Origin of the sequence: Microbispora sitophila (genome assembly GCF_014892245.1) — a bacterium.
Lineage (GTDB): Bacteria > Actinomycetota > Actinomycetes > Streptosporangiales > Streptosporangiaceae > Microbispora > Microbispora siamensis.
In genome coordinates, this window is sequence record NZ_JADBGC010000019.1 from 39,049 (window position 1) to 64,922 (window position 25,874).

29 protein-coding genes and 1 pseudogene are annotated in these 25,874 nt (G+C 71.5%); 13 read left to right on the forward strand and 17 right to left on the reverse strand.

Annotated features, from left to right (window positions below):
• Positions 1-759 precede the first annotated feature (759 nt).
• A complete protein-coding gene (locus IL992_RS30685) occupies positions 760-1,386 on the reverse strand; it encodes a nucleotidyltransferase domain-containing protein (protein ID WP_193206840.1) in 627 nt (208 codons plus the stop codon).
• 94 nt (positions 1,387-1,480) lie between these two features.
• Positions 1,481-2,434 carry a DUF7710 domain-containing protein gene (locus tag IL992_RS30690; RefSeq protein ID WP_193206841.1) on the reverse strand — a complete coding sequence of 318 codons (954 nt, stop codon included), beginning with the start codon at positions 2,432-2,434 and terminating at the stop codon, positions 1,481-1,483.
• Between the two features lie 11 nt (positions 2,435-2,445).
• Between IL992_RS30690 and IL992_RS47885 the strand changes: the two genes are divergently transcribed.
• Both IL992_RS47885 and IL992_RS30695 read left to right on the forward strand, forming a co-directional pair.
• The gene (locus IL992_RS47885; protein ID WP_264295123.1) at positions 2,446-2,571 is read left to right on the forward strand and encodes a hypothetical protein; all 126 of its coding nucleotides are present in this window, start codon (positions 2,446-2,448) and stop codon (positions 2,569-2,571) included.
• A gap of 412 nt (positions 2,572-2,983) precedes the next feature.
• Complete coding sequence (locus IL992_RS30695; protein WP_193206842.1) at positions 2,984-3,193, forward strand: hypothetical protein; 210 nt, start codon at positions 2,984-2,986, stop codon at positions 3,191-3,193.
• Between the two features lie 178 nt (positions 3,194-3,371).
• Here the strand turns inward: IL992_RS30695 and IL992_RS30700 are convergent, their stop codons facing one another.
• The 4 genes from IL992_RS30700 to IL992_RS30715 form a co-directional block, all read right to left on the reverse strand.
• On the reverse strand, positions 3,372-4,289 hold the full coding sequence (locus tag IL992_RS30700) for a TIGR03619 family F420-dependent LLM class oxidoreductase (protein ID WP_193206843.1): 918 nt from the start codon (positions 4,287-4,289) through the stop codon (positions 3,372-3,374).
• A 351-nt stretch (positions 4,290-4,640) separates the two neighbouring features.
• Positions 4,641-5,084: a histone-like nucleoid-structuring protein Lsr2 gene (locus IL992_RS30705; RefSeq protein ID WP_193206844.1), complete on the reverse strand. Its 444-nt coding sequence runs from the start codon at positions 5,082-5,084 to the stop codon at positions 4,641-4,643.
• Between the two features lie 105 nt (positions 5,085-5,189).
• Positions 5,190-5,348, reverse strand: a complete 159-nt coding sequence (locus IL992_RS30710) for a hypothetical protein (RefSeq protein ID WP_193206845.1) — start codon at positions 5,346-5,348, stop codon at positions 5,190-5,192.
• 46 nt (positions 5,349-5,394) lie between these two features.
• On the reverse strand, positions 5,395-5,883 hold the full coding sequence (locus tag IL992_RS30715; protein ID WP_319018940.1) for a nucleoside deaminase: 489 nt from the start codon (positions 5,881-5,883) through the stop codon (positions 5,395-5,397).
• A 43-nt stretch (positions 5,884-5,926) separates the two neighbouring features.
• On the opposite strand from IL992_RS30715, the gene IL992_RS30720 reads away from it, so the two are divergent.
• On the forward strand, positions 5,927-6,694 hold the full coding sequence (locus tag IL992_RS30720) for a DNA-formamidopyrimidine glycosylase family protein (protein ID WP_193206847.1): 768 nt from the start codon (positions 5,927-5,929) through the stop codon (positions 6,692-6,694).
• 38 nt (positions 6,695-6,732) lie between these two features.
• Positions 6,733-7,800 (forward strand): spore photoproduct lyase family protein, encoded by a 1,068-nt coding sequence (locus IL992_RS30725; protein WP_193206848.1) that lies wholly within the window; start codon positions 6,733-6,735, stop codon positions 7,798-7,800.
• A gap of 119 nt (positions 7,801-7,919) precedes the next feature.
• Here IL992_RS30725 and IL992_RS30730 read toward each other — a convergent pair whose 3' ends face one another.
• From IL992_RS30730 to IL992_RS30755, 7 genes are all read right to left on the reverse strand, one after another.
• Positions 7,920-8,228, reverse strand: coding sequence for a hypothetical protein (locus IL992_RS30730; RefSeq protein WP_193206849.1), 309 nt, complete (start codon positions 8,226-8,228; stop codon positions 7,920-7,922).
• A gap of 4 nt (positions 8,229-8,232) precedes the next feature.
• A complete protein-coding gene (locus tag IL992_RS30735) occupies positions 8,233-9,345 on the reverse strand; it encodes a zinc metalloprotease (protein WP_226874080.1) in 1,113 nt (370 codons plus the stop codon).
• Entirely contained in the window at positions 9,342-11,459 is a 2,118-nt protein-coding gene (locus IL992_RS30740; protein ID WP_193206850.1) for an NACHT domain-containing protein, read from the reverse strand. Before IL992_RS30740 ends, IL992_RS30735 begins: the two co-directional genes overlap by 4 nt.
• A gap of 89 nt (positions 11,460-11,548) precedes the next feature.
• Entirely contained in the window at positions 11,549-12,715 is a 1,167-nt protein-coding gene (locus tag IL992_RS30745) for a YcaO-like family protein (RefSeq protein WP_193206851.1), read from the reverse strand.
• A gap of 88 nt (positions 12,716-12,803) precedes the next feature.
• Positions 12,804-12,926: a hypothetical protein gene (locus IL992_RS47890; protein WP_264295127.1), complete on the reverse strand. Its 123-nt coding sequence runs from the start codon at positions 12,924-12,926 to the stop codon at positions 12,804-12,806.
• Positions 12,927-12,989: 63 nt separating this feature from the next.
• Entirely contained in the window at positions 12,990-13,823 is an 834-nt protein-coding gene (locus tag IL992_RS30750; protein WP_193206852.1) for a glycerophosphodiester phosphodiesterase, read from the reverse strand.
• A gap of 134 nt (positions 13,824-13,957) precedes the next feature.
• Entirely contained in the window at positions 13,958-14,758 is an 801-nt protein-coding gene (locus IL992_RS30755) for a class I SAM-dependent methyltransferase (RefSeq protein ID WP_226874081.1), read from the reverse strand.
• Between the two features lie 76 nt (positions 14,759-14,834).
• Here IL992_RS30755 and IL992_RS30760 point away from each other — a divergent pair, with 76 nt between their 5' ends.
• The gene (locus tag IL992_RS30760) at positions 14,835-15,461 is read left to right on the forward strand and encodes a TetR/AcrR family transcriptional regulator (protein WP_193206853.1); all 627 of its coding nucleotides are present in this window, start codon (positions 14,835-14,837) and stop codon (positions 15,459-15,461) included.
• A 33-nt stretch (positions 15,462-15,494) separates the two neighbouring features.
• Complete coding sequence (locus tag IL992_RS30765) at positions 15,495-16,154, forward strand: HAD family hydrolase (RefSeq protein WP_193206854.1); 660 nt, start codon at positions 15,495-15,497, stop codon at positions 16,152-16,154.
• A gap of 104 nt (positions 16,155-16,258) precedes the next feature.
• On the opposite strand, the gene IL992_RS30770 is transcribed toward IL992_RS30765, so the two are convergent.
• Positions 16,259-16,876 carry an HAD family hydrolase gene (locus IL992_RS30770; RefSeq protein WP_319018942.1) on the reverse strand — a complete coding sequence of 206 codons (618 nt, stop codon included), beginning with the start codon at positions 16,874-16,876 and terminating at the stop codon, positions 16,259-16,261.
• A gap of 50 nt (positions 16,877-16,926) precedes the next feature.
• On the opposite strand from IL992_RS30770, the gene IL992_RS30775 reads away from it, so the two are divergent.
• Positions 16,927-18,222 carry a hypothetical protein gene (locus IL992_RS30775; RefSeq protein ID WP_193206855.1) on the forward strand — a complete coding sequence of 432 codons (1,296 nt, stop codon included), beginning with the start codon at positions 16,927-16,929 and terminating at the stop codon, positions 18,220-18,222.
• A gap of 52 nt (positions 18,223-18,274) precedes the next feature.
• Here the strand turns inward: IL992_RS30775 and IL992_RS30780 are convergent, their stop codons facing one another.
• Positions 18,275-19,228, reverse strand: a complete 954-nt coding sequence (locus IL992_RS30780) for a Gfo/Idh/MocA family protein (protein ID WP_193206856.1) — start codon at positions 19,226-19,228, stop codon at positions 18,275-18,277.
• Positions 19,229-19,412: 184 nt separating this feature from the next.
• Here IL992_RS30780 and IL992_RS30785 point away from each other — a divergent pair, with 184 nt between their 5' ends.
• A complete protein-coding gene (locus IL992_RS30785; RefSeq protein WP_226874082.1) occupies positions 19,413-19,967 on the forward strand; it encodes an Ohr family peroxiredoxin in 555 nt (184 codons plus the stop codon).
• Between the two features lie 269 nt (positions 19,968-20,236).
• On the opposite strand, the gene IL992_RS49070 is transcribed toward IL992_RS30785, so the two are convergent.
• Both IL992_RS49070 and IL992_RS46765 read right to left on the reverse strand, forming a co-directional pair.
• Complete coding sequence (locus tag IL992_RS49070) at positions 20,237-20,494, reverse strand: carbohydrate-binding protein (RefSeq protein ID WP_404804799.1); 258 nt, start codon at positions 20,492-20,494, stop codon at positions 20,237-20,239.
• Positions 20,492-20,962 (reverse strand): annotated as a pseudogene (locus IL992_RS46765) (lytic polysaccharide monooxygenase auxiliary activity family 9 protein); the annotation flags it as partial. The pseudogene IL992_RS46765 and the gene IL992_RS49070, both read right to left, overlap by 3 nt.
• 217 nt (positions 20,963-21,179) lie before the next feature.
• On the opposite strand from IL992_RS46765, the gene IL992_RS30795 reads away from it, so the two are divergent.
• From IL992_RS30795 to IL992_RS30815, 5 genes are all read left to right on the forward strand, one after another.
• Complete coding sequence (locus tag IL992_RS30795; RefSeq protein ID WP_193206858.1) at positions 21,180-22,271, forward strand: sensor histidine kinase; 1,092 nt, start codon at positions 21,180-21,182, stop codon at positions 22,269-22,271.
• A 117-nt stretch (positions 22,272-22,388) separates the two neighbouring features.
• Positions 22,389-22,796 carry an ArsR/SmtB family transcription factor gene (locus IL992_RS30800; RefSeq protein ID WP_319018943.1) on the forward strand — a complete coding sequence of 136 codons (408 nt, stop codon included), beginning with the start codon at positions 22,389-22,391 and terminating at the stop codon, positions 22,794-22,796.
• Positions 22,789-23,934, forward strand: coding sequence for a cation diffusion facilitator family transporter (locus IL992_RS30805; RefSeq protein ID WP_193206860.1), 1,146 nt, complete (start codon positions 22,789-22,791; stop codon positions 23,932-23,934). The genes IL992_RS30800 and IL992_RS30805 overlap by 8 nt, the downstream gene beginning before the upstream one ends.
• A gap of 42 nt (positions 23,935-23,976) precedes the next feature.
• On the forward strand, positions 23,977-24,810 hold the full coding sequence (locus IL992_RS30810) for a glycosyltransferase family 2 protein (protein WP_193206861.1): 834 nt from the start codon (positions 23,977-23,979) through the stop codon (positions 24,808-24,810).
• Positions 24,798-25,856: a glycosyltransferase family 9 protein gene (locus IL992_RS30815; RefSeq protein WP_193206862.1), complete on the forward strand. Its 1,059-nt coding sequence runs from the start codon at positions 24,798-24,800 to the stop codon at positions 25,854-25,856. Before IL992_RS30810 ends, IL992_RS30815 begins: the two co-directional genes overlap by 13 nt.
• The last annotated feature ends 18 nt before the right edge of the window (positions 25,857-25,874 follow it).

Consider the following 25,874-nt stretch of genomic DNA (forward strand, 5'->3'; position numbering starts at 1 on the left):
CGTTCTGGAAGGGTTCGTTTCGGAAGCAGTTGTTTTCGATGGTGTTGTTGTTCGTACACGGGTTGGTACGACCCCAGCCAGTTGGAGCGGTTGACGCGCTCGCGGCTGTGGCGCCCGCGGCGAGGGCACCACCGCCGAGCGCGGTGGAAAGTGCGAGTCCGGCGATGACCTTCTTGAGCTTGGGCATTTCGTCCCCCTCTAAAGGATCAACTGCCTAATTTGTGCGCCATTCCTAAATGAACAGGAATGTCGCCTAATGACCGTTAAATGGTCATTGCCCCGCGACGTCATTGTTTCCCGGCAGAACGAGCGACAAACGGCGATCTACGGTGTTTAATACCTATTGTCCCAATAAGAGCCTTCGCTCCGCACTTATGTCGCCTTTATCCCTTAATGTCCGATTCGGGCGCTGCCTGTGTGGGAGGGCGGCAGGCGTCGTCTGACCGCACCCTGCCGTTCAGGGCGCCCCCGAGCGCGTCGGAGAAGTAGCGCCGTCGGCAGCCACACCGGACGTGGTCGTCGCCACAGGAAGCAGGCATGATCGGAACACCTGCTCGCGTGGTCCACCGCCCGGTGGACCTCACCAGCGAACCTCGCGAGTCGGTCACCGTGTCCCGCTCGGCGGAGCGGGCCGCACCGTCCGTTCCGCCAGACGCGAGCTTTCGGCACGTCCGTGCGGTGTTCGCGAGCAGGAACACCGCATGGTCACTCCTCCCCTCAGGAACTCGCCGAGTACGCGGAGGACGACCTGTGAACACCTCACCCCATCGGGGGCCGATTCGCCCGCAGACGCTCGCGCCATGGGTGGTCACCGTGCTCGATCGCGAGAGCTTCGTCCAGCCAGCGGCGCCGTTCGCCGTCCAGTGCGGGCAGGACCTCGGCGAAATCCCGCTCGTCCTTCGGACGCGGGCTCTTGGCCTTGAACAGCAACTGCACCTCCGGCACGATCCGCACGACCCCATCCTCGCGAATCGTCAGCGTCGACAGCGGGCGGCGGATCCGCGCGTCACGCCGGTACACCCACATGTCGTCCTCGGCCTCGTCCAGCATCACCTGGAAACGCCACGACCCGTCGGACTGCTCACGCACCCAGATGTCGTGCACATGGTCCGGCAGCGCCTCACCGACCGGCCACGGCCGCAGCGTCCCCGGCGGATCGGCCGCGTGCACGTCCCAGCCAGCCAGCAGCGCGCGTACGGACAACTGGTCGCGGCGCAGCACCGAGATGTCCACATCCCCGTGCTCCCGGAAGGAACGGCCGACCGCCAGCTCGATCGCGTACCCGCCGCTCACCCACCACGGAGCGGCCAGGTCCTGGAACAGCGTGACCACCTCAGCCGGCGGCGCCGGCTCCCACGGCCCCCACGGTGTCTCCGTCCTCGGCACCAGCCCATCATCACCCAGCAAGGTGGGTGAAGCGGCTTGAGCGATGTGCCGGTTCGCAACCGGCAGGCACACGGTCAGCGGCATGAGCGGACGTCTATTGGTCTGGACGGCCGCCGGTCAGGTGGATATGACGTAACCCCGGGCTGAAGCTGGCGACGTGATCGGCGGTGCCGTGGTGCGCTTTCGAGGGTGTGAAGCGGCCTTCGCTGACTGCGACGTCGTAGGCGCCGCCGTGAGGGTACTCGGCCAGGATCCCGGTCACCTGGTGCTCGTCCGCCCAGGCGAGCCCGGCGTCCAGCGTGTCGAACACGCCGGAGGCGTGTCGGGCGTGCTCACCGTGGAAGATCCAGACGACCGGTCTGAGCGGACTGCACTGGTCGGCGCTGGGCCTGCGGCGCAGGCCCTCGGGCGTGAACGAGAAGGCGCCGCGAAAAGGGCCCGGCCGATGACGTACGGCGAGCACCACCGGTTCGGGATGAACGCCCCGCAAATCGGCGTCGGGCGCGGTGTCCGCGAAGGCATTCCACAGGTGAAGGCAAATCACCTTGTCGTCGCGATTGGCGGTGACGTAGGCAAGGGTCTTGGGGAAGAACGGGTTGGTTCCGCCGATCCACAGCGACGGAGGCCCGAAGGCCTCAATGACCTCGGACAGCGTGCGGTCCTGCGTCACCCATCCGCCGATATCGGTGCTCAGCCGCTGAAACTCCGCCGCCGACAGCGCCCGATCCAGCTCCAGCCAGCCCAGGCGATGAGCGATCTCGGCATAGACGGAGGCCGTGGCCTCACGCAAGGCGTCGGCGGGAAGGATGTCGCTGTAGGCGCCCATCACGCCCGTCCCGCTGGATGCGTCGCGTTCGCCTAGCCGATCGCACTCCGCCCACCACCGCGTCAGGCTCCCGTCCACGGCGGCCATCGCCTCCAGCAGAAGCCGTTCCGCCGTCTCATCCCTGCCGTACATGCCAGGGCGACGAAGCACACCGTTCACCTGATTCAGGTGGTGCCGGCGAGCCTCACCCAGAACGGGATCGGAGTCCTCACCGCTGCTCATCGCATTCGATCATGACACACCGACGCGATCCGAAGTATCGGCTCATCGGCCGGACGGCGGCCACCGCGACAGACGCCGACCACATACGACGGCTCGTTGCAGCCGCAGAGGCGGACGGTTTCGAGTTCGACGACTGACTCGCCTGCCGCTGAGTAGCGACCGGTCATTCCGCCGGCCGTCCGCGTGCGCAATCCGACGTACGACCTTCTCGCAGGCAGTAGGCCGAGTGGTCAGTGGCATGTGAGGACGTTGCCGGATGGTGCCTATACCTGCACCATTGCGGTCATCAGTGACGGCCGGCGGTCAAGGAGCCTCGGTGACGGGCATTTGGCATGACGAAGGAAAAGGGCTGGTAGCTCTTCCTGCGCAGCCGTACGCGAACGAGCAGGCGCTTCACAGCAGTATCGAACGCGCTCCCGCGATGTTGCCGCTTCCCGGTCAGCCACGACTGGTGATCCTGGGCCGGGAGGTGCAGCTCGGCAATGGCTACGCTCATCTCGTGAGGGCCGCTGGATCCTCAATCCGCGTCTTCCCGGTCAGAGCCGTGGGATGTTCACGATCTGGAATGACGGAGGCGCCTATGTCAGCCCGGAACGCACTGTCATCCAAGCCGAGGCGCCGAACACACTGGCTCGCCTGGACGAACGGCTTCCCGGCCAGATCGGTCAGAACAACTACCTGAAGTGCGACATCAGTGACGAGGTGCTCGCGCTCCTGAGGAGTGCCTACGAGGAATCCGCCAACCGCAAAACTGCCTAGGCGCGGTCAGTGGCGAACGCCGCCGGCGCCGATCTCCGCCCCCGCCCCTATGACGAGGTCGTAGGGACGGTCAGGGCAGGCGGTCTGCGAGGACGCCGACCCCGGACTGCCGGCTGACCGCGATCACGAACAGCGCGCCCGCCAGGAAGCAGACCACGGCGAGCCGGAGGTGGCGGTTTCAGCCCGCGCGCAGCATGGTGACGAGCGCGTGCGCGACGTCGAGGAACCGCTCACGCGAAGAGGTCGTCGTCTGAAGGTCGACGAACGCCTCATGCGCTCCGGCCTCTGCGAGGGTCAGCAGGTAGTCGGCGACCTGCCGTACGGTTCCCGCGTACGGCACCTGGTCGGCGGGCGCCGGCGAGTCGGTGATCGCCGGATTGACCCGCACCACCATGCGCAGTGCGGACGGGTCCCGGTTCGCACGGGACGCGGCCTCAAGCGCCAGACCCCACAGGGCGGTCAGGTAGGGCATGGGCATGGCCGCGCTCAGCCATCCGTCGGCCCGCCGGCCGACCCTCTCCAGCGCCGGGGGCGTGTAACCGGCGAGCAGGATCGGCGGGCGCGGCCGCTGGCAGGGCTTGAGGTCGATGTGCGACGGCGGCACGGTCCACAGCGCGCCCTTGTGCTCGACCACCTCATCGGTCCAGACGGCCTCCATCAGGTCGAGCGTCTCCTCCAGCCGGTGTCCCCTCCCCCGCCAGGGCACCCCGGTCGCGGTGTACTCGTCGCGAAGCCAGCCGAGACCGATGCCGACGTCCAGCCGCCCGTGACTGAGCAGGTCGAGCGAGGTCAGCGTACGGGCGAGCAGGACGGGCGGCTGCCACAGCGCGTTGAGCGTGCTGGTCCCCAGGCGGATCTCCCGCGTGCTGACCGCGGCCAGCGTCAGTGCGGTGAGCGGGTCGAAGAAGGTCGCGAACGCCGGGGGGACCGTCCCGTCCCCTCCGGGGTACGGGTCGCTGGGCGTCAGCGGCAGCAGGATGCGGTCGCCCGCCCACAGGCTGTCGTAGCCCATCGCTTCGAGATCCGTGCTCGCCCGCCGGATGAATTCCGGGTCGGCGAACGCGCCGTACTGGGGGACCGTGTATCCAAGCCGCATGACTGTTTCCTTCGCACTGCGCCGGTAGAAGATCGCCCCGATCGGGCGTCGGCGGAGACGCTAGGAAAGCCCGCTTGCGGAAAACTTGGACAAGCCGAGATTCAGGCCCAAGAGCGTCCCAAGGCTGGAGTTGCCTGTGGACCGTGGTCGAAACCGGCAGGACGAAGGTTCCCGCGCGTCGCCGATCCTCGGCTGCGGCGCACGTCGGGACAGTGGCAAGTCGAGCGGGTGCCCGGCCCGGCTGCCTGTCACGGCGGCCGGCCGGGCCGGGCGAATTCCGATCTGAAACGACAGCGCGGAAACGTCGGCTCCAGGGCGTCCGCCCCGGGACATCTGCTTCAGGACGTCCGCTCAGGCGCCGACGGCCGCCTCCGCGCGCGGGGCGGCCGTCTCCGCGGATTCCTCCGTGTGGTCCGCGGCGGACTCGCCGGTGGAGTCCTCGGTGGTGGCATCAGGGTGCGCCGCGATGAACTGCTCGATGACCTCGTCGGCCATCTTCCCGCGCGGGGGCACGTCCAGCCCCTGCTCGCGAGCCCATTCGCGCACGTCCGTCAGCGTGTAGCCGCGCAGACGCGGGGAGGTGTCGGCGGCCTTCTTCGGCCGCGACGCCTGCTTCACCTCACGGGCGTTCTCCAGCACTTCCTCGATGAACGCGAGAGCCTCGCTCAGCCGCTGCTGGTTCGCGTCGGACAGGTCGATGGCGAAGGTCCGGTTCAGCAGCGGGAACTCCCGTCTCGCCACATCGTCGCCCTCGGAGTGGTCGAGGTCGTCAACCAGTATCACCTTCTGCGCCACGTGCAGCCCTTCCAGGGTGGATCTCCGTCTATCTGGACCGTGGCATCCTACTGGTGCTTCCATCACCGGCCCGCCTTCCCGGGTTCCTCGACCCGAGCACGAGCGTCACGGCGGCGACGCCCCCGCCATGGCGCGCAGCTGCTTCAGCACCTTCTCCGGGCCCGCAAGCTCCAGCAGGCCGAGCACGCCCTCCGTCGTCACCCACAGACTCTCGTCGGCGCCGCGGTCGTCCGGGCCGAGTATCCGTACGAGGACGGACGGCACCGGGAAACGGCCCCCGGCTCCAGAGACAGGGCTCAGGAGACAGGGCTCAGGAGCCGGTGTGAAGGCGGCGGTGCAGCGCCCGGACCTCGTCCACCAGCGAGGGCACGGGCCCGGCCACCCGCACACCGGGCGCGACCTCGTCGACCGGGAGCGTACGCACCGGCGGGGGCGGCACGTCCCACTCGGCCAGCCACTGGGCGAGCTGGGCGGACGACACCACGTAGACGATCCGCCCCAGCCCCACCCACGCGTGCGCGGCCGCGCACATAGGGCAGTGCTCGCCGGAGGTGTAGACCGTGGCCTTCGCGCGTTCCTCCGGCGTCATGTTCCCCGCGGCCCAGCGCGCCAGCTCGAACTCGGGGTGCCGCGTGTGGTCGCCGCCCGCCACCCGGTTGCGGTCTTCGGCCAGCACCTTCCCGTCCCCGGAGACCAGGACCGAGCCGAACGGTTCGTCGTCCGCCTCCAGCGCTTCCTCCGCCAGCTCCACACAGCGGCGCAGGTGCCGCAGTTCCTCAGATGTCGGCTCGTAACTCACGATCGAAACGGTATCTCCGAGCGGGGCGGGTAGGGCGAGGGGCATGCCGGAAGGGCATCTGGTCCACCGCTACGCGGACGAGCAGCACGAGGCGCTCGCCGGGCGCGTGGTCAGGGCCGCCAGCCCGCAGGGCAGGTTCGACGCGCGGCCGTACGACGGCAGGGTCGTCGAGGGCGTGGAGGCCCTCGGCAAGCACCTGCTCTACTGGGTGGAGGACGCCCCGCCCATCCACGTGCACCTCGGCATGCAGGGCCTCTTCCTGCGGTACGACGACCCGGCGGCCGAACCACGCAAGGGCACCCGGCTGCGGCTGGCGACCGGCGAGGCGGCGTTCGACCTGATCGCGCCCGCCCGCTGCGAGCCGATGGACGAGCGGGCGCTGGCGGCGCTACGGGCCGCGACCGGCCCCGACCCGCTCAGCCGGGACCCCGACCGGGACGCCATTCGAGAGGAGGCCGTACGACGCCTGCTCGCCGCCCGCACCGCGGTCGGCGCGGCCGTGCTCGACCAGAGCGTGTGGTCGGGGATCGGCAACGCCTGGCGGGCGGAACTGCTCTTCCTCGCCGGCCTCGACCCCGGCGGCCGCGACATCGGCACGGAGGCCGCAGGGCGGCTGTGGGACACCGCGGTGCGCTACCTCGCGCTGGGCCGGGACGCCGGACAGGTGGTGAGCGACCCGGACGCGCCGGACGAGCGGTGGGTCTACAAACGTGCGCGCTGCCGCCGCTGCGAAGCCGCCGTCCGCACCTGGACGCTGGCCTCGAGGACGGCGTACGCGTGCCCGGCCGACCAGCACCTCCATGACCTCTGACCTGGGAAGTCGCACCTTTATCGAGTTGTTATATCCAGGTGAACGAAGGCCAGAGACTGCTGGACATCCGCCGCATCTACGTCGAGCCCGCCGCGGCCGGGCTGCCGCGCGGCAAGGAGATCCTGGAGCGGTTCCCCGAGGCCGAGCGCATCGAGATCGAGGCCCACCACCGCATCCCCGAGCTGTACGGGGACGAGGCGAACGTGGCCCGCTGGGTCAGGATCAAGACCGAGGCGCTGGTCCTCGGCGTCAAGAAGTCGCTCACCGCGCGGCCGAACGGCCGGTCGAGCGACTTCATCGCGCCCTCGACGGCCAACGGCTGCGCGATGGCCTGCGCGTACTGCTACGTGCCGCGCCGCAAGGGCTACAGCAACCCGATCACGGTGTTCGCCAACATCGACAAGATCACGGGCTATCTCGCCAGGCACGCCGGGCGGCAGGGGGTCAAGCCCGAGCCGAACCAGGTGGACCCGCACGCCTGGGTCTACGACATCGGCGAGAACTCCGACTGCTCGGTGGACGCGACCGTTTCCGACAACGTGCGCGACCTCGTCGGCCTCTTCCGCGATCTGCCGAACGCCAAGGCGAGCTTCGCCACCAAGTACGTCAACCGCGACCTGCTCGGCTGGGACCCGCGAGGCCGTACGCGCATTCGCTTCAGCCTGATGCCGGCCGCCGACGCCAAGCTGCTGGACATCCGCACCTCGCCCGTCGCCGACCGGATCGCGGCCATCGACGACTTCGTCGAGGCGGGATACGAGGTGCACGTCAACTTCAGCCCGGTGGTCGTACGCGACGGCTGGCTCGAGGACTGGGCGGAGCTGCTCGGGCAGCTCGACGACGCGCTGAGCCCGGCGGCCCGCGCCCAGCTCGCCGCCGAGGTCATCTTCCTCACGCACAACGACCGGCTGCACGAGGTCAACCTCGGGTGGCATCCCAAGGCCGAGGAGGTGCTGTGGCGTCCCGACCTCCAGCAGCCGAAGCGGTCGCAGACGGGCGGCTGGAACGTCCGCTACAAGACCGGCCACAAGGGCCGCTACGTCACCGCGCTCACCGACCTGATCGCCGGCAAGATCCCGTACTGCCGCGTCCGCTACGCCTTCTGACCACCGGCGTACGCGGCGGGGGAGGACCGTGCCGAGGATGCGCTCGTGCATCGCGGGCCGGTCCAGTCAGAGCCCGGGTCGCTCCATCACGGCCTCGACCGACACTCGGCGTCCCCCCGTCACTTCGCGATCGTCAGCACGCCGTCCCGGCAGGACAGCACGGTGAGGTCGGTGCGCCCGCCTTCGGGGAAGACGACGCGCACGCCGCTCCCCCGCGCGTGCCAGCGGCCCCTCACCGGCCGCGGGCGGTCGGCGGGGCCGGGGCGGAGCTCGACGAACGTGCCGTCCGCCCGGAACTCCAGGCCCCGGCGCGGGCGGCGAGAGGGCCGGAACGGATGGTGCGCGGGGCGGTAGACCTCCGCGTCATCGGTGTCCTCCTCGTAGGAGTGCAGCCACTCCCCCACGATGCCGATGTCCGGCTCCGTCACGAGCTCACCGGTCCGGGTGGCCGCCGACCATGCCGATCGCGGCGCGGATGTCGTTCAGCACCTCGGTGGTCAGCCGCTCGCTGTCCTGAAGCAGCCGCTCCACGTCCCCGTCGTGGCTGGGATGCCGCACCTCCGGCATCGCCCGCGTGAGGTGCTCCTCCTTGACGGGTGCCTCCTTCGCCGCCGGCGAGACGAGGAACGAGGCCCGCACGCCTTCCAGGCAGGCGTTCATCCGCGCGGCCTGCCCCCGGGTGAACATGAACATGCCGGCGTCGTCGGTGTAGTCCATGTAGTTCACGAACATGTCGCCGTTCGGGCCGTTGTCGCAGGTGACGCGGGGAAAACTGGGCAGCCCGTAGTTCGCGTCCGCCTGGTTGGGCGTGTCGGCGACCTTGTCGTCGCTCGTGCAGGCGCCGTCGTCGTCTCCCCAGATGTGGTACAGGTCCAGCCAGTGGCCGATCTCGTGGGTCGCCGTACGGCCGCCGTCGAACGGGTGGGCCGCCGTGCCCGTCGTCCCGAAGGCCGTGTTGAGGATGACGACGCCGTCGGTCTGCGGCGGACCACCGGGAAACTGGGCGTACCCGAGCAGGCCCCCGCGGAGCCGGCACACCCACAGGTTCAGGTACTCGTCGCTCGGCCACGGGTCCGATCCGCCGGTGACCCCCGACTTCACGGCGTCGTCCACGGTGAAGTCGTGCCGGTCGGTGGCGACGCGCACGATCCCCGTCGCGGGCTCGCCGCCGGGGCCACGCGTGGCCAGGCGGAACTCCACCCGGACGTCCGCCACCAGGGCCTTCCACACGTCCGGCACCTTCGCCACGTCCGGATTAGCCGCGCGGAAGTCCCGGTTGAGCGCCTCGATCTGGCTGTGGATCTGTTCGTCGGCGATGTCGTCGGCCGGCACGGCCCGGTTGTGCACCACGTGCACGACGACCGGGATGGTCACCACCTCGGTCCGGACGGGGGCGCGCCGTCCCTGCTCGTACCGCAGGGCCCGGGCCTCGATCGCCGCGCGCCTGGCCCGATAGGTCATGCTCTCGTTGAGGAGCCTGCGGTGCACCAGCATCGTCCCGCACAGGTCGCGCGCCGGGAACCGGGCGTTCGTCGGTTCGGTCATGGCGAGTCCTTACGCTCGAATGTGTGGTCACGCGCCAGGCGCCGCTGCAGCTCGACGTTGCGGAACTGGTAGAACGGCCCCTCGGTGCGCAGCAGGCCCAGGCGGTGGGCGTCGTCGAGGAAGCACATGGCGCGCAGCGGCAGCCGTCCGCACCTGGCGAGCCGCGGGATCGTCAGCGTGTAGGCGAGCCAGGCGTGGTGGCTGCCGAGCATGAGCCCGAACAGGAGCCCGAGCAGCAGGCCGCCCACGAGCACGGTCAGCGGGCTCAGCCCGGCCATCAGGCCCACGACTCCGCCCATCAGGCCGATGACCAGCCCGCACAGTGCCCGGATGAGCGTGAGATCGCGGTCGGCGCGCCACGTCGACCGGGGAGAGCGCGCCGACGTGGTGCTGGTCGGGTGCTCGACCCACCGGATCAGGCCGACGGCGAGCAGGAAGGCGAGCCCGGACAGGAGCCCGATCTTGAGGGCCCCGCTGACCATGCCGTGGCTCATCAGCCAGCCCACAAGCGCGCCCAGCAGACCGACGAACACGGCGTCCGCGAGCGTACGGCCGAGCAGGGACAGCCGTCCGCGCACGTGGAAGTCGGCGTGACCCGGCGGCTCGGTGAACCACGACCTCGTCACGACCATCACGGCGATCGCGGACACAAGGCCGATCACCGCTCCGGCGGGTGGCGCGTGCGTCACCGCCGCGATCGGGAGGCCCACCAGGATCCCGCTGGCGACGCTGACCGTGAGCCGGACCGCCCGCGTGGAGGTGTGCCGCGCCAGATGCCACCAGGCGACGTCGCGCGTGTCCTCCCCCGGGGTGAGGAGCTCCCCCGACAGGTACGCCAGCCAGTGCCGCACGTGCTCCGGATCCCAGGCGCGCCGGGGCCGGAACGGCTCGCCCGGGTCCGCGGGCGTACGCGAGCCGACCAGCGCGGGGATGAGCCGGTCGCACAGATGGTCGTAGAGGTCGGCGGCGTCCGCCCGCCCGAGTTCGAGCAGCGGCTCCGGATCCTGATGGGTGACGACGTAGGCGGAGCGGACCAGCCAGAGTCCCAGCGGGGTCGCGGCCACCTCCGCCAGGGCGGGCGCCTTCCCCGTCCTCAGCGCGTCGAGCACCTGACGCCAGGCGGGGTGCGGCCTGGGCGGCAGGCATGCCCGGAGATACTCGGCGGCCACTTCGGGAGTGAGCGCCCCCGGCTCGATGACCGCCGCCGCGGTGAGCACGTCTCCCACCATGTCGACGGACTCGGCGAACTGCTCCGTACGACAGGTCAGGATCAGCTGGTCGCGGTCGCCCATCGAATGGTTGAGCGCCAGGAGGACCCCGGCCCGCGCCTGCCCCGGCAGTTCGTCCAGGCCGTCGAGGATCGGCAGGACCTCGCCGCGTGCCGCGAGGGTCTTCGCCGTGTCGGGGCCGAACCCGGTCACCGCCAGAGCCGGGTAGTCGACGGCGAGGCAGTCGGCCAGCCAGTCCTGTAATCGGGGGTGGACCTCGGCGTCCCAGCGCGCCGCCGACAGCAGGACGGGAACCGGCTCGCCGGGCCGCCGTGTCCGGAGCAGTTCCATCAGCAGTTGCACGGCGAGGGTGGTCTTGCCGGATCCCGGGCCCCCGAGAATGACTAGACGGCGGCACCGCAGCCTGCGAAAGTCGGCCGCCATGCCGGCGAGGTCCGCGCCGAGGCTGGGGAAGCTGACGAAGTCCTTGGCGATCAGGCGGGGGTGGTCCATCAGCTCGGCGTGCTCCGTCGACCGCCACGGCACCGGGATGGGCTCGGGATCCGCCAGTGACCTCAGGATCGTCTCGTCCTTCCACTGCTCGACCACGAGACCGGCGAGGACGTCCTTGGCGTTGTCGACGTCGCTCTGCGTGGGCGCCGGCGGAGGTCTCCTGGACGTGCGCCACCAGGACAGGAACTGCACGAGCCCGTTCGCCAGGCCGATGACGCCGGTCGCCGTGGCCGTGATCTGCGCGACGTTCAGGACCTTCAGGCTGACCGCCCACTCCGGCAGCGGCAGCTCCCTGACCAGCATCAGGATCAGCAGCGCCAGGGCCAGGAACAGGACCCCCAGCGCCACCGAGGCCCTCGCGTCGGGCCGCCGATGCCACCGCGACCTCTCCACAAGGCCATCATGCGAACCGCCCTCCCCGGAGAGTAAGAAGGACATCTGCATGGTGTGGAAAAGTGCTCGTACATGTGCGCGCGGGCAGGTCAAGCCTCTGGTAGATCACGCCGCTCGCCGTCTCCGGCCCGTACGGCATGCCGCACGGCGGCCCGCCCCCGGGGGCCGGGCAGGACGAGGTTGCCGTCCGTGACCAGCATGAAGCGCTCCAGGCCCGGCACGACGACGTGCACGGCCGTTATCCGCCCGGGGAGAACGGCCACAGTGCGCGTGAGCGGTGTGTAGCCGCGCGCGCGGAGGCGCGCGGCCACTTCGCGGAGCTGGTCCCGGGGACGGCCCGGCCGTGCGTGGCCCTGGGGGAAGGGGACCGTACGGGCCGCATGCAGATGCTCGGTGAGGTCGAAGCGCCCACACGCCAGCAGTTCGGGATACCGGGCGAGCCGCTCCGCGTCCCCGCGGCGCTGGATGCGCTCGCCCACGGTGGTCTGGACAAGCTCGGTGAGCGCCCGCCATGCGGCATGAGCGGGGTTCAGGGAGGTTCCGGCTCCGCGCCGGTGCGGGCGGTCCGGCGTCGGCGCGACGTAGGCGAGCATGGTGGGGACCCTCAGGTCACCGGTGATGTCCAGCAGGTGGACGGGCGCTCCGGCGACCTGGCCGGCCACGGCGTACGCACGGGCGAGCTCGGGCGGCAGGGTGCTCGGATCGACGACCGACGGCCGTTCGCCCGTGCCGAGGAACGCGCGCACCAGCAGCAGGGAGAGCGCGTCGCGTTCGATCGTCTCGTTGAGCGCGTGCAGCAGCGCCTCCGTCGCGGTGACGCCCACGGCCGATCCGCTGTTGCAGCTGTACCGCATCAGACCGGTGTAGTCATGAGCGTCTCCGGCCCGCTCGCGCAGCCGCCCCGCGTCCGCCTCGACGTACCAGGGGGCGGACAGGAACAGGGGCACCGGGACGTCGCCCCCGGGTCCCCGATACCGATGACAGGCCAGCGGCGCGGCGCATCGGCCGTCGAGCAGGACGGCGGACGCGTCCGCCCGCAGCGGCCCGGCCGCGATCCTGGCCGGTTCGACCGGTTCCACCGCCGCCGGGTCGAACAGCGCCGGGCCCGTCAGGTAGTGCTCCAGCGCCTCGAACAGGGCGCCGGCACGGGCCTGCGCGCGCCGTCCCTTGCCCATGCCCTCCGCCGACGGCGCCGGGACACCGTCCGGCCCGCGCAGGCGGCAGTGCCAGGCGGTCGGCTCACGGCCTTCACCCATGTCCACCAGGTCGGGCGTCAGGCTCAGATGCGCGAGGGCCGCACCGGCCCGGCGTACGGCCTCCGGAAGCGGGACGACCCGCTCCGCGCTATCCGGCGTTTCCGTCGCGCTCCTCGACGATCTCGCGCAGCCGTTCGCGCTCGGCCTCGGTGAGCTCCTGTTCGACGTCGTCCAGCGACTCGGCTCTCCTGAAGTCCACGCCGCGTCCCATAGGGCTCCTCCCTTCAAACGCGCGGGAGGGATACCTGCCCGCGTTCGGGTCAGGCCAACACCATCAAGCCGCCACTCCCCGTACGACGTCGGGCCTGTTGGTGATGACGCCGTCCACGCCCGCGCCGATCAGGCGGCGTACGGCGGAGGGGTCGTCCACGGTCCAGGCGAGGACCTTCATGCGCAACCGGTGGACGCGCCGGACGTACTCCGCCGTGACGTCGGCGTACGGCGGGTTGATCTGGTCGGCGAACCGGGCCAGGCCGGGCAGGTCCGCGACCTGTGGCGTGCCGAGCAGGCCGATCGGCACCCGGGGCATGAGGCGGTGGAAGCGGCGCATCGAGTCCCAGTCGAACGACTGCACCACGATCCGGCCGCGCCAGGCCGGGTCGCGCCCGATCTCCTCGGCCACCCGGGCCTCGATGCCGGGATAGAGCCGGGGCTCCTTTATCTCCAGCAGCAGGCCGAGCCCGCTGCCGCGCATCGCGCGCAGCGCCTCGCCGAGCGTGGGCACCGCCTCCCCGGCGTACCTGCCGGAGAACCACGCCTTCCGGGAGAACCAGGAGCCGGCGTCGAGCCTGCGGATCTCGGCCAGCGTGAGGTCGCCGACCCGCCACGGCGCCCGGCCGGGGAAGACCTCTTCCGCGTCGGTCGTACGGCCGAGCGTCGTGTCGTGCATCAGGACCAGGTGGTGGTCCCTGGTCTCCTGGACGTCGAGTTCGAACATGTCCGCGCCCCGGTCGCGGGCCAGTTCGAAGGCGGCGACGGTGTTTTCCGGTGCGTATGCGGACGCGCCGCGATGGGCCACGACCAGAGGCCCTGACGCCGCCGTGGCGGGGACGATCGAGGTGAGGGCGATCAGGACGATCGCGGCGATGAGGCCGAGTCGCCGGCGCATGGTTCTCCTCGGAGTCGGGAGCGACTACGAGGAGAACCTGACCACGCACCATTACACGTAGTTGATTTCCTGGTGGCGGCCGGGTGCCGGCTCGGTGAGCATCGCCCCGCCTCCGGGCGTCTCGCCCAAATCGGTCAGAGGCGCGCCGCGGTGACCACCACCGTGACGTAGGACATCGTGAAGCCGCCTCCCATCGCGTCGATCGCGGCCCCGACGTCCGCCAGCACCTCCTCCAGCCTGTCCGGCGGGAGCCGGGTGAGGACGCCGGACGTGGGCATCTGGTCCAGCCACTCGTCACGGGTGTAGAACCGCTGCCAGTCGTACCGCCACTCCTCGGGGTCGCCGAACGCGCCCGCGCCCCTGATCCCGTCGGCGGCCTTGGCGAGCAGCGGCCGGTAGCCGTCGAGGGCCGACCCCGCAGGCCGGTCCTGGGACGGGAAGCCGGGCATGACCCGCCGGTAGACCGTGGTGTGAGCCCCCGCCAGGGCGGGCGGGGGCTCGAACACGTGCCAGAACGCCGCCAGCCGGCCGCCGGGACGCAGCACCTCGGCCGCCTTGGCCGCTCCGGCGACCGGATCGACCCAGTGCCAGGCCGTTCCGGCGACGACCGCGTCGAACGTGCGACCGGCGGGGTCCCAGGCTTCGAAGGTCCCCACCTCGACCTCGAGTCCCCTGCGGCGCGCGAAATCGGCCATCCGCACGTCGGGTTCGACGCCGAGCACCGTGCAGCCCGCCGCCTGGAACTGCCGGGCCGCGATGCCGGTGCCGCAGCCGACGTCGAGGACGTCCGGCCCGGGACTGGCGGCGACAATCCGCTCCACCATCGCGTCGGGATATGCCTGGCGGGTCCGGTCGTAACGCTCGGCGTCCACGCCGAACGACTCCGCCATCCCCCTGGCCTTGTGCGGTTCGTTCTCGGAAACTGAAGTGGGCATGCGCCCACTATGAGTGGGCAAGTGCCCACTCGTCAATTCGGATAAAGTCGACGGACGGACAGGAGGGGATGGAACGGTGCCGACGGGGGTTGCCCTCCGCGACGCGCGGGAGCAGTTGTTCGCCGCCGCCGAGCGGGTCCTGCTCAGGGACGGGCCGAGCGCGCTGACCAGCCGGGCGGTCACCACCGAGGCGGGCTGCGCCAAGGGTGTGCTGCACCGGCACTTCGCCGACTTCGACGCCTTCCTCGCCGAGCTCGTGCTCGACCGCACCGCCAGGATGGACGGTCAGGCCGCCGCCCTGCGCGCGTCCGCCGGAAGCGGCACCGTCGCCGGCAACCTGACCGCCGTGCTGACGGACCTGTTCGGGTCGGTCGCCCTGGCGGTCGTCGGCCTGATCATCTCCCGCGACGCCCTGCGCGCCCGGCTGCGCCAGGCCAGGCCGGGCCCTGGCCTCCCGCTCCTGACCGAGGCCGTGGCCATGCTCGTCTCCTACCTCACCGCCGAGCGCGACCTGGGCCGCATCGCGGCGGACGCCGACGTCGACACGCTCGCGCCCACGCTGCTCGGAGCCTCACACCTGCTGTTCGCCGACCGGGACGGCGGCCCGCCGCAGGCCGACGCCGTCCACAAGATGGTGACCACGGTCATCGCCGGCGTCGTACGGAGCGAGTCGCGAGCACAGGAAGCCGCCCCCTTCCACTGAGCACCGGAGGCGGCGCGGGTAACGTGATCAGGCGTGACGAGACTGGCGCTCTTCGATCTGGACAACACACTGGTCGACCACGACGAAGCCTTCCGCAGGTGGGCCGAGGAGTTCGCGGGCGATCGCGGCCTGGGCGCCGAGGCGGTCGAGCGGCTGGTCGCCCTCGACGGGCACGGCTACCTGCCGCGCGAGACGCTCTTCGCGCAGGTGAAGGCAGATTTCGGGATCGACGGTCACGTCGAGGACCTGTGGGCCGCGTACCGGCGCCGCATACCGGACCTCGTCCACTGCCCGCAGGAGGTGCGCGACGGCCTGGCCCGCCTGCGTACGGCGGGCTGGCGGGTGGCGATCGTCACCAACGGGCGCGAGGACAACCAGCTCGGCAAGATCCGGCGGACCGGCCTCGACGAGGTCGTTGACGCGTGGGCCGTCTCGGAGGCCGAGGGCGTCCGCAAGCCCGACCGGGCGTTGTTCGAGATCGCCGCGACCCGCGCGGGGGCGAGCCTCGGCGCGGGCGGATGGGTGGTCGGCGATCACCCCGTGATGGACGTGGCCGGAGGGCGCGCCATCGGGTTCGCCACGATCTGGATCGACCGGGGCGCCTGGGCGGGCCAGGAGCCCGCGTCGGACCACACCGTCACCGACGTGACCGAGGCGATCGGCATCCTGCTGTCCGACCTGGGAGGGCGGTAGCGGCGCGGACGACAGCGACCGCCTCATGCCGCGTCGCACCTTCACCGAGGACGCCGTCCTGACGACCGGATGCGGCCCGGCTACCGGAACCGCTCGGCTGATGGTCAGTCCAGCAGCGGCGCGAGCGCCGTCTCCAGGTCGGGCACGCCGGTGAACAGGACGGCCGTCATGCCGAGCGCCCTGGCCGCCTCGACGTTCTCCGCCCGGTCGTCGACGAACAGGCACCGCCCGAGTGGCACGCCCGCGCGCTCGGCGGCGATCTCGTAGATACGGGGGTCGGGCTTGCACACTCCCACCCGGGCACTGCTGACCACCTCGTCGGCGAAGTGGCTCAGGCCCAGCCAGGCGAGGTCGTCCTCCAGGTCCAGCGTCGCGTTGGTGACCAGCACGACGGGCACGTGCGCCTGGGCCCGGCGCAGCAGGCCGAGCACGTCCTCGTCCGCCCGGGCGGGCGCCTTGACGAACGCCGTGACCAGCGCGCGCGCCTGCTCCCGCGGCACCTGGAGGGCCAGGGCGGCCTCGGCCGCCTCCGTCCACTGGTCGACGGTGATCTGCCCCAGCAGCGCCGGCCGGTCCACCTCGGGCGCGAAGACGGCCTTCGCGGTGGTGCCCCCGGCCAGGCCCATGGCCCGTTCCAGCTCGGTCAGCTCCGACTGGTCGAAGAAACGGATGACACCGTCGAAGTCGCACAGCACCGCGTCGTACGGCCGGGGGATCGTCACCGCCCATGCTTACCACGCGTGGCCGCCTCCCGGAATGACATGATCGACGGGTGACGGTCAGACGCCTGCCTCTCCTCGTCCTGTGCGCGGTGCTGTGCGGGGTCCTGCTCGCGGCGCTGTCGGCCTGCGGCCGCGTCCGCGCCGGAGCAGGGGGCGCGGGCGACGGCATGCTGGGCGCGGCGGACCTGTACGGCGGGCGGCCCACCGAGGTGTCGGGCACGCATCCGCCGCTCGCGCCCGCGCCCTGCGCGGCCGAACCGTTCCGCAGCGACGCCGACCGCCTGGACACGCGGGCGATCACGGCGAGCGTGGCTCCCTGGGGCGGCGACCGCCGCTTCCAGGTCTACGAGTACGTGGCCGGCTACCGCCCCGGCGGCGCGCAGGCGTACCTCGACGAGCTGGGCGAGCGACTCGGACGCTGCCGGGACGAGGCGGATCATTACTCGCTCGTCGCCAGGGACGTCGGCGTGCCGGGCACGATGCTGGTCCAGCACGACTACCGGGAGGAGGACGGCGTCGAGAAGACGGGCGTCTACCTGATCGGCAGGGCCGGCGACCGCGTCGTCTCGGTCCTGGAGAGCACGGCCGGGGACGCCACGCTGGTGAACGAGATCGGCGCCCGGGCGCTGCGCCGCGCGGGCGCGACAGGGGAGGCCACCCCCTCGATCGTCACCCACGAGGACACCACCCGGTGGGTCACCTTCGCCGTGTCCACGGTCACGCAGGTCCGCATCTCCCCCGACGGCAGGGTCCTGACGCTCGACGCCCGGGTGCCCGACGGCCCTGACGGCTGCCTGCGCGGGCCGACCGGCAGGCTGGACGGCTTCGAGCCGAAACTGGTCCGCGTCGACATCCGCTTCGAGTCCCGGCTCCTGATGGCCGGGAACGGTTGCCCCGGCGAGCGTACGGTGCCGGTGGAGGTGCGGCTGCCGCAGCCGCTCGGCGAGCGCGACGTGGTCGTCAACCTCGACCAGCTCTACACCTCGGATCGGCCGGGCCTGCTGCGCCGCTGCGGCGAGCTCGGCTGTCACCCGGCGCCGACGGGCTGCACCTCCGACTCCTACTACCAGGCCGCCAGGGACGCGGACGCGCCGGAGCACAGCTATCACAGTGAGCGGGGATGCGACGGGAAGTGGCTCGTCATGGACATCTCGATCAACAGCGGACCGGCGTGCGAGGGACCGGGCGACTGCGCGGGCGCGTCCGGGACGACCCGATACTTCTACCGCGCGACGCCCACCGGCTGGCGGGTGATCACGGCCACGACCAGGCCCGGATGCGACGACGTGCGCGCCGCGGAACCGCGCTTCCCGCGCGAGCTCTGCGCGAAGCTCACCGCGCCCTGACCCGGCCGCCCAGGCGAGACGGACGGCCAGGGGACGGCCAGGGGACGGCGCGTCAGCGCAGCATGTCGAGGGACCGGGCGGTGCCGAGGGAGTCGTCGGCCGCCGTGTGCCGGGGCTCGGCCTCGCCGCGCAGCACCTCGTGGATGTGGCGGATGCCCCAGGAGAACGCGGTGCCCTCGCCCGGCTCGTGCCGGGCGACCAGGCGTCCCTCACGCCACACTTCGAGCCCGTCGTGCGGCTCGGGATGGAACGGGTTGGTCAGCCGGATCTCCCCGCCGGTGCCGACCAGGCGGGTGTACGTCGTGAAGGGCAGGTCGAAGCCGCAGCTCAGCATCAGGCGGCCGGAGCCGAACTCCAGGATCCCGGCGGTCTCGATGTCAACCCCCGCCTCGCCCTTGACCGCGACGGCGTGGCCGGCGACGGCGTCACCGCCGAACAGCAGGTGCGCGAGCCGTACGGGGTAGCAGCCCACGTCGTAGAGCGCGCCGCCGCCGAGGGCCGCGTCGAGCCGGATGTTCTCAGTGCCCTGCATCGTGAAGTGGAAGGACGACCAGACCTCCCGCAGTTCGCCGATCGCGCCCTCGGCGAGCAGGCCGCGCAGCCGGGCCGTCTGCGGATGGAACGGGAAGACGAACGCCTCCCAGAGCGGCCGGGCCGACCGGCGGGCCACCTCGATGACGTTCCCGGCCTCCTCGGCGGTGAGGCACAGCGGCTTCTCGCACAGGACCGCCTTGCCCGCTTCCAGGGCGGCGATGGTCCACTGCGCGTGCAGGGCGTTCGGCAGCGGGATGTAGACCGCGTCGATCGACGGGTCCTCGATGACGGCCTCGTAACCGCGCGCGGCCCGCTCGACGCCGTTCCGCGCGGCGAACTCCTCGGCGCGGGGCAGGTCACGGCCCGCCACGACGGCGGCCGTCCCCCCGCCGGCCTCGCGCAACGCGGGCAGGAACGCCCGCGCGGCGATGCCCGCCGTGCCGAGGATCCCCCACCGGACAGCCCCACTCATAAAGAACCCACTCCTCGCCGCCGTTGCCGACATTTCACCATTCAGAGGGGAATGTCTGCCGGGACCGTAGCACAGCGACGCTGATGAGAACTTTTGCCCCTTGAGTCCGATATTGGGCAGCTCAGGGGGTACGTGACCCGCCGATCCCGATCGGGACGCGTTGCGAGCGGACGAGGGATGCGCGATGAGCGAGGAAACACGGCGGTTCACCCATCTGCCGAGCGACCGGGCGCCCGGGCCCGACTACTCGGGGCCCGGAGTCGAGGCGGAGCTCACCGGGCGGATGCCCGAGGGCCGCCCCGCCGAGCGGCCCCAGCGCGGCGGCGAATCGTATGACGACCTCTACACGGCCAGGGCCTCGTCCGTCCTCGGCAAGGTGGCGTCGGACGACGGCATGCTCGACGTACGCGTCAAGGCGCCGGGCGAGCTCGGCGGCCCCGGAGGGGCGACCAACCCCGAGCAACTGCTCGCCGCGGCCTACGCCTCCTGCTTCCACAACTCGCTCACGCTGGTCGCCGGCCGGCAGGGCGTCCGCACCGCCGACGCCTCCGTGGACACGGCCGTAACGCTGCGCAAGCGCGGCACCGCCGACGACTACACGATCGCCACCGACCTGACCGTACGCCTGCCGGGGGTCGAGCCCGAGGCGGCCCGCAGGCTGGTGGAGCAGGCCCACGGGGAGTGCCCGTACTCGCGGGCCTTCATGCAGGGCGCCGAAGTGCACGTCCACCTCGCCTGACCGCCGGCGCCCGCCCCGGACGGGCCGGGACGGGCGCTTCGAGCGGGGCGCGGTGCCCTGGTGCCCCTCCCGCCAATCTTTGCCCCGTCGCGTCGCCCAGAGCGGCACCACGATGCGTTGTCGCCCCACCCACGAAGATTCCTCGCAAGCTCGTAATCTCCGCGGGGCCCGGGAAGATCGCTCGTAGCTCCGCTACGAGCTCCTCCTCCGCCTTGCGACGCACCACTCTGGACGCCGCTCCGTCCGGGCAAATCTTGTCGGTCGCGGCACTAGATCTTCTGCCACAGCGCGGGGACGTTCGGCGGCTCCCAGCCCACGATCGCCGTGTGGGCCTGGATGCACCGGTACGTCGCCCCGCCGTAGGTGACCTGGTCGCCCGCCTTGTACGCCGTACCGGCGGCCCAGGTGCCACCGGGAACGGTCGGGGTGGGCGTGGGGGTACGCGTCGGCGTGGGAGACGGGCTCGGCGTACGCGTCGGCGTCGGAGAGGGAGTGGGCGAGGGGCTGGGCGTCCCGCCCCCGCCGATCTGGAGGTCGACGCAGGCGTAGAACGCGTTGGCGGTGTCGGCCACGTTCCAGATCGCGAGGACCTTCTGCCGCCCCGACCATCCGCCGAAGTTCACGGTGTGGCTGACGGTGGCGGGGGGCTGCGCCCCGTGATCGTCGAAGACGGCGACCCGGGTGCCTCCGATGTAGTACTCCCACGTGCTGGTCGCGTGGCGGGCGGTCAGCGACCAGGTGAAGGTGACGGAGTTGCCGACGCTGGTGGCCGGCCAGGACTTGTTCTCGTCGTCGAGCTGGGCGAAGCGGGCGTTGCCGCCGCTGCAGCTGCGCAGCCCCTTCGGTCCTTCCACGCTCTGGGGCTCGTAGATGATGTCGCCGCAGTTGGGGACGCGGCCCTGGGCGCACATCGCCTGGCGGCTCGGGGGCGACGAGATGTACCCGTGCGCCTGAGCCGGGGAGGCGATGAACACCGTGGCGCCGATGCCGATCATCGCCGTCGCGAGGAAGGTCAGCGTTCTTCGCATGTGTGCTCCTCACTGCTGGGGGGTGGCGCCAATATAAAGGAAAGTTTCCTAACAATGAAGGCCCAATGATTGCGACTGCCAGGAGCCGGAGGCGGATCGGTCCGCACGGCGGCGGCCTTGGCGGGGCCCCCGAGCGGCTTCCTGCATGCCCTCGTGGTGCACTGAATCCAGGGGGATGTGCGCCATGCCGCAGCGTTCGTCGATCACGGCCCGGCCGGCACCGGCCCATGGTGTCGCCGTCGTGGCGCTGTGCCTGGCGGGGACGTCGATCCGGCTGCTCCCCGATCACCCACCTGCCGCCGACCCGGCCCCGCACGACGACCGGATGCTCCACGCGCTCGCCCCCGGGCCGCAGATACCGGTGTACGCGCACCCGGCGTTGCTCCTGCTGCTGTTCTGCGGGGCGCTCCTGCTGGCCGGGGCGATCACCTATCTCGGCTTCCGCCTGACCGGCAGCGCGATCGGGCCGCCGCCCGCGCCCCTGACCGAGCCGGAGGAGATCCAGGCAGCCGGCCCGCACCCGCCGGTGCACGACGAGATCGACGCTCTGGCCCCCGGCGTGGACCGTACGCTCGGGCGGCTGGAGGAGGCGCTGGAACGCCAGCGTCGTTTCAGCTCCGACGCCTCCCATGAGCTGCGCACCCCGCTGACCGCCATGCGGGCCCAGATCGAGGACGCGCTCCAGGCGCCGCAGGAGACCGACGTGGTCACCCTGGCCAGGGCGCTGCTCCCGAGCCTCGAACGGCTGCAGCGGATCGCGACGGACCTGCTGGCGCTCTCGCGGCTGGAGAGCGAGGCGCTCCCCATCCGGCGGCAACGGGTGGATCTCGGGAAGCTGGCCGAAGGCGAACTGCAGATGTCGCCGGTCACGAAGCGGATGGTCCCCCGGCTGCGTCGGGACGTCGTCGTGCTGGGCGACCCCCACTCGCTCGGCAGTCTCATCAGCAATCTTCTCGGCAACGCGCAGCGGCACGCCGTCAGCACCGTCACGGTGACAGTGCGGCGCGAACCGCGAAGACCCGGCGGGCCATCCGATGGAACGGCCGTGCTCGAAGTGGCCGACGACGGCCCCGGAATTCCACGCGAGCAGCGGGAGAAGGTCTTCCAGCGGTTCACGCGACTCGACTCGGCCCGCAGCAGGGACGCGGGAGGAGCCGGGCTCGGCCTGGCCATCGCCCGCCAGATCGCCGAGAACCACGGCGGCCGGCTGACCATCGAAGACAGCGCCGAGGGGGCGCGTTTCGTGCTGCGACTGCCGCTCGCCCCCGTGCCCTGAGCCGGGGCCCGCCGCCTGTGCCACCCACGGGTGCGTACGAGTCGCGCGGGCGGGTTCCGGCAAGGAAAGGAACAGGAACACGTTGACATGTGCCGCCCACGACCTACACTCACACACGTGAACGATCGTTCAAGTGTTGTGGATCTCGTGACGGCCGACTCCTGTGCGCTCCCGGTGGTGGACGCGCACCGGGTGGAGACCGTCAGAAGGGCCATGCCGTCCCAGGAGACGGTGGAGGACCTGGCACAGGTCTTCGGCCTCCTGGCGGATCCCGGACGGCTGCGGCTGATCGCGGCGCTGCTGGAGGGCGGTGAGATGTGCGTCTGCGATCTCGCGGCGGCGACCGGCCACAGCATGTCCGCCGCGTCCCACGCCCTGCGCCTGCTCCGCGTTCACAACGTGGTGAAGGTGCGGCGCGCGGGAAGGATGGCCTACTACCGCCTCGCGGACTCGCACGTGCGACTGCTGTTCGACCTGGCGATCACGCACATCGGACATGAGGAGAAGGACCGGGGCGATGGGTGAGACCGGCAAGGAGCGCGGGCACCGCACGGGGACAAGTGACGACCGCGAGCACGGGCGCGGGCATGGCCACGGCCATGGGCGCGGGCATGGCCACGGTCACGGGCACGCGGTCAGCGCCGAGGCCGACCGGCGTCTGCTGACCGGCGCGCTGGCGCTCATCCTCGGCTTCATGGCGGTCGAGGTCGTCATCGGCGTCATCGCGCACTCCCTGGCCCTGGTCTCCGACGCCGGGCACATGCTCACCGACGCCATCGCCATCGCCTTCGCGATCATCGCGATGCGGATCGCCGCCCGCCCGCCGCAGGGCGGCTTCACCTACGGCCTCAAGCGCGCAGAGATCATCAGCGCCCAGATCAACGGCATCACGCTGCTGCTGCTCAGCGTCTACTTCGTCTACGAGGGCGTACGCCGGCTGATCGAGCCCCCCGAGGTCGAAGGCGTGTACGTCGTCGCCACCGGCATCGCCGGGATCGCGGTGAACCTGGCGGCCACCTGGCTGCTGAACAAGGCCAACCGCGCCAGCCTGAACGTCGAGGGCGCCTTCCAGCACATCCTCAACGACCTGTTCGCCTTCGTCGCCACCACCGCCGCCGGTGTGGTGATCTGGCTGACCGGCTGGGGCCGGGCCGACGCCCTGGCCGCGCTGGTCGTGGCCGCCCTGATGCTCAAGGCCGGATGGGACCTGGTGCGCGAGTCCGGCCGGGTCTTCATGGAGGCCGCCCCCGCCGGGATGAACCCCGCCGAGATCGGCCGCAAGGCCGCCGCCCTGGAACACGTGGTGGAGGTGCACGACCTGCACATCTGGGAGGTGACCAGCGGCTACCCCGCCATGTCGGCGCACATCCTGGTCGCCCCCGGCGCGGACTGCCACGCGGTACGGCAGGCGGCGCAGCGGATGGTCCACGACGAGTACGGCATCGCCCACACCACGCTGCAGGTCGACCACGCCCCGCCTGAGCTTCTCGCGATCGGCGAGGCGGCGGCCGAGGCGGCCGAGCCCCACTGTGCGGACGCGCACGGCCCCGCGCACGTCAACGGGCGAGTACGGTCCGAGGACGACCGGACAGCGCAGGGCTGCCCCGGCCGCCGACACATCAGGTTCCCCGGCGCCAGACGCCTCTCCGACCGCCGCCCCTGATCGGCTCCGTTTGCCGTACGACCTCAGGGGTATCAGGCGCGCATGTTCGCCCCGTCTGACCTGGATGTGCTCGTGCCCACCAAGGACCGCCCGGGCGCGCTGGCCGTCACGTTGGCGGGCCTCGCGGCGCAGACCGTGTCCGGGTTCCGCGTCGTGATCTCGGACCAGTCGCACGAGCCGGTCGCCGGCGACCCGCTGGTGGCGGCGCAACTGCGGATCCTCGACCACCGCCACAGGCCGGCGGCCGTCCACCGCCACCTGCCTGCGCGTGGCATGGCCGAGCAACGCGCGTTCCTGCTCGGCCGGGCCGAGCGGCGGCTGGCGCTCTACGTGGACGACGACGTATGGCTGGAGCCGGAGGCGATCGAGGTCCTGCTGTCCGCGATCGGCGAGCTGCGCTGCGGCTTCGTCGGCTACGCGCTGCACGGCCTGTCCTACCGCGACGACGTACGCCCCGCCGAGCTCGCGCCGTACGAGGAGTGGACGGACGGCGTGCGACCCGAGCGGGTGCGCCGGGAGTCGCCGGCCTGGCAGCGCTACACCCTGCACAACGCCTCCAACCCGCTGCATCTCGCGCGGAAACACCTCGGCTCGCCGGGTCCCCGGGAGTGGCGGCCGTACAAGGTGGCCTGGATCGGCGGCTGCGTGCTGTACGACCGGGAGCGGCTGCTGGAGTGCGGCGGCTTCGACTTCTGGCGGTCGGTGCCGCCCCGGCACGCGGGTGAGGACGTCGTGGCGCAACTGCGCGTTATGGAGAGGTACGGCGGCGCGGGCCTGCTGCCGAGCCGGGCCTACCACCTGGAGCTGCCCACGACGGTCACCGATCGCAGGGCCGAGTGCTACGACTACGTGTTCGAGACGGCATGGGCGCGCTGATCGAGGACGTGCGCCGCATCGCGGTGCTGCGGGCCAACGCCCTGGGCGACCTGGTCCTCGCGATGCCCGCCCTGGAGGCGCTTCGCCGGGCCTACCCTCAGGCGCGGCTGACCCTCCTCGGCACCCCCTGGCACGCCCGGTTCCTGGACGGCAGGCCGGGACCGGTCGACGACGTCATCGCCCTGCCGCCGATCTCCGGGGTGTCGTCGGCGGACAGCGGCCACGAGGCTCCGGACAGCCTGTTCATTGAACTGCGCGAGCACCGGTTCGACCTCGCCGTGCAGATCCATGGCGGCGGGCGCAACTCCAACCCCTTCGTCAAGTCGATCGGCGCCCGGGTGACGGCCGGTCTGTGCACGCCGGACGCGGAACGGCTCGACCTGTGGGTGCCGTACGTCTACTACCAGCACGAGACGCTGCGCTACCTGGAGGTCGCCGCGCTGGTCGGCGGGACGGCCGAGGCGTACGAGCCGAGGATCGCCGTGACCGGCGCCGACCGCGCCGAACTCGCCCGCGCGTACGGCGAGCCGCCGCGCGGCCTGATCGCGCTGCATCCGGGGGCGAGCGACCCCCGGCGGCGCTGGCCGGCGCGCGCCTTCGCGGAGGCGGCCGACCGGCTCGGCCGCCCGGTCGTCATCACCGGCATCGAGAAGGAGCGGGAGGTGGTCGAGGAGGTCGCGGCGGCGATGCGGCGGCCCGCCGTCACGGCGGTCGGCACGCTCGGCATCGGCGGCCTCGCCGCGCTGTACGAGCGGTGCGACCTGGTCATCTCCAACGACACCGGCCCCCGCCACCTCGCCGCGGCGGTCGGGACGCCCACCGTCGGCATCTTCTGGGGCGGCAACCTCATCAACGCCGGGCCGCTCACCCGCACCCTGCACCGGCCGCTGATCTCCTGGACCGCGCGGTGCCCGATCTGCGGGGTCAGCGGGCACGACCCCCGGGCGGGGCGGTGCCCGCACGACGAGTCGTGGGTGGCCGAGGTCCCGGTCGACGACGTGGTCGAACAGGCCGAGGACCTGCTTCGTGGCCGCCGCGAGATTTGACGGGAGCAGACTCCTCCT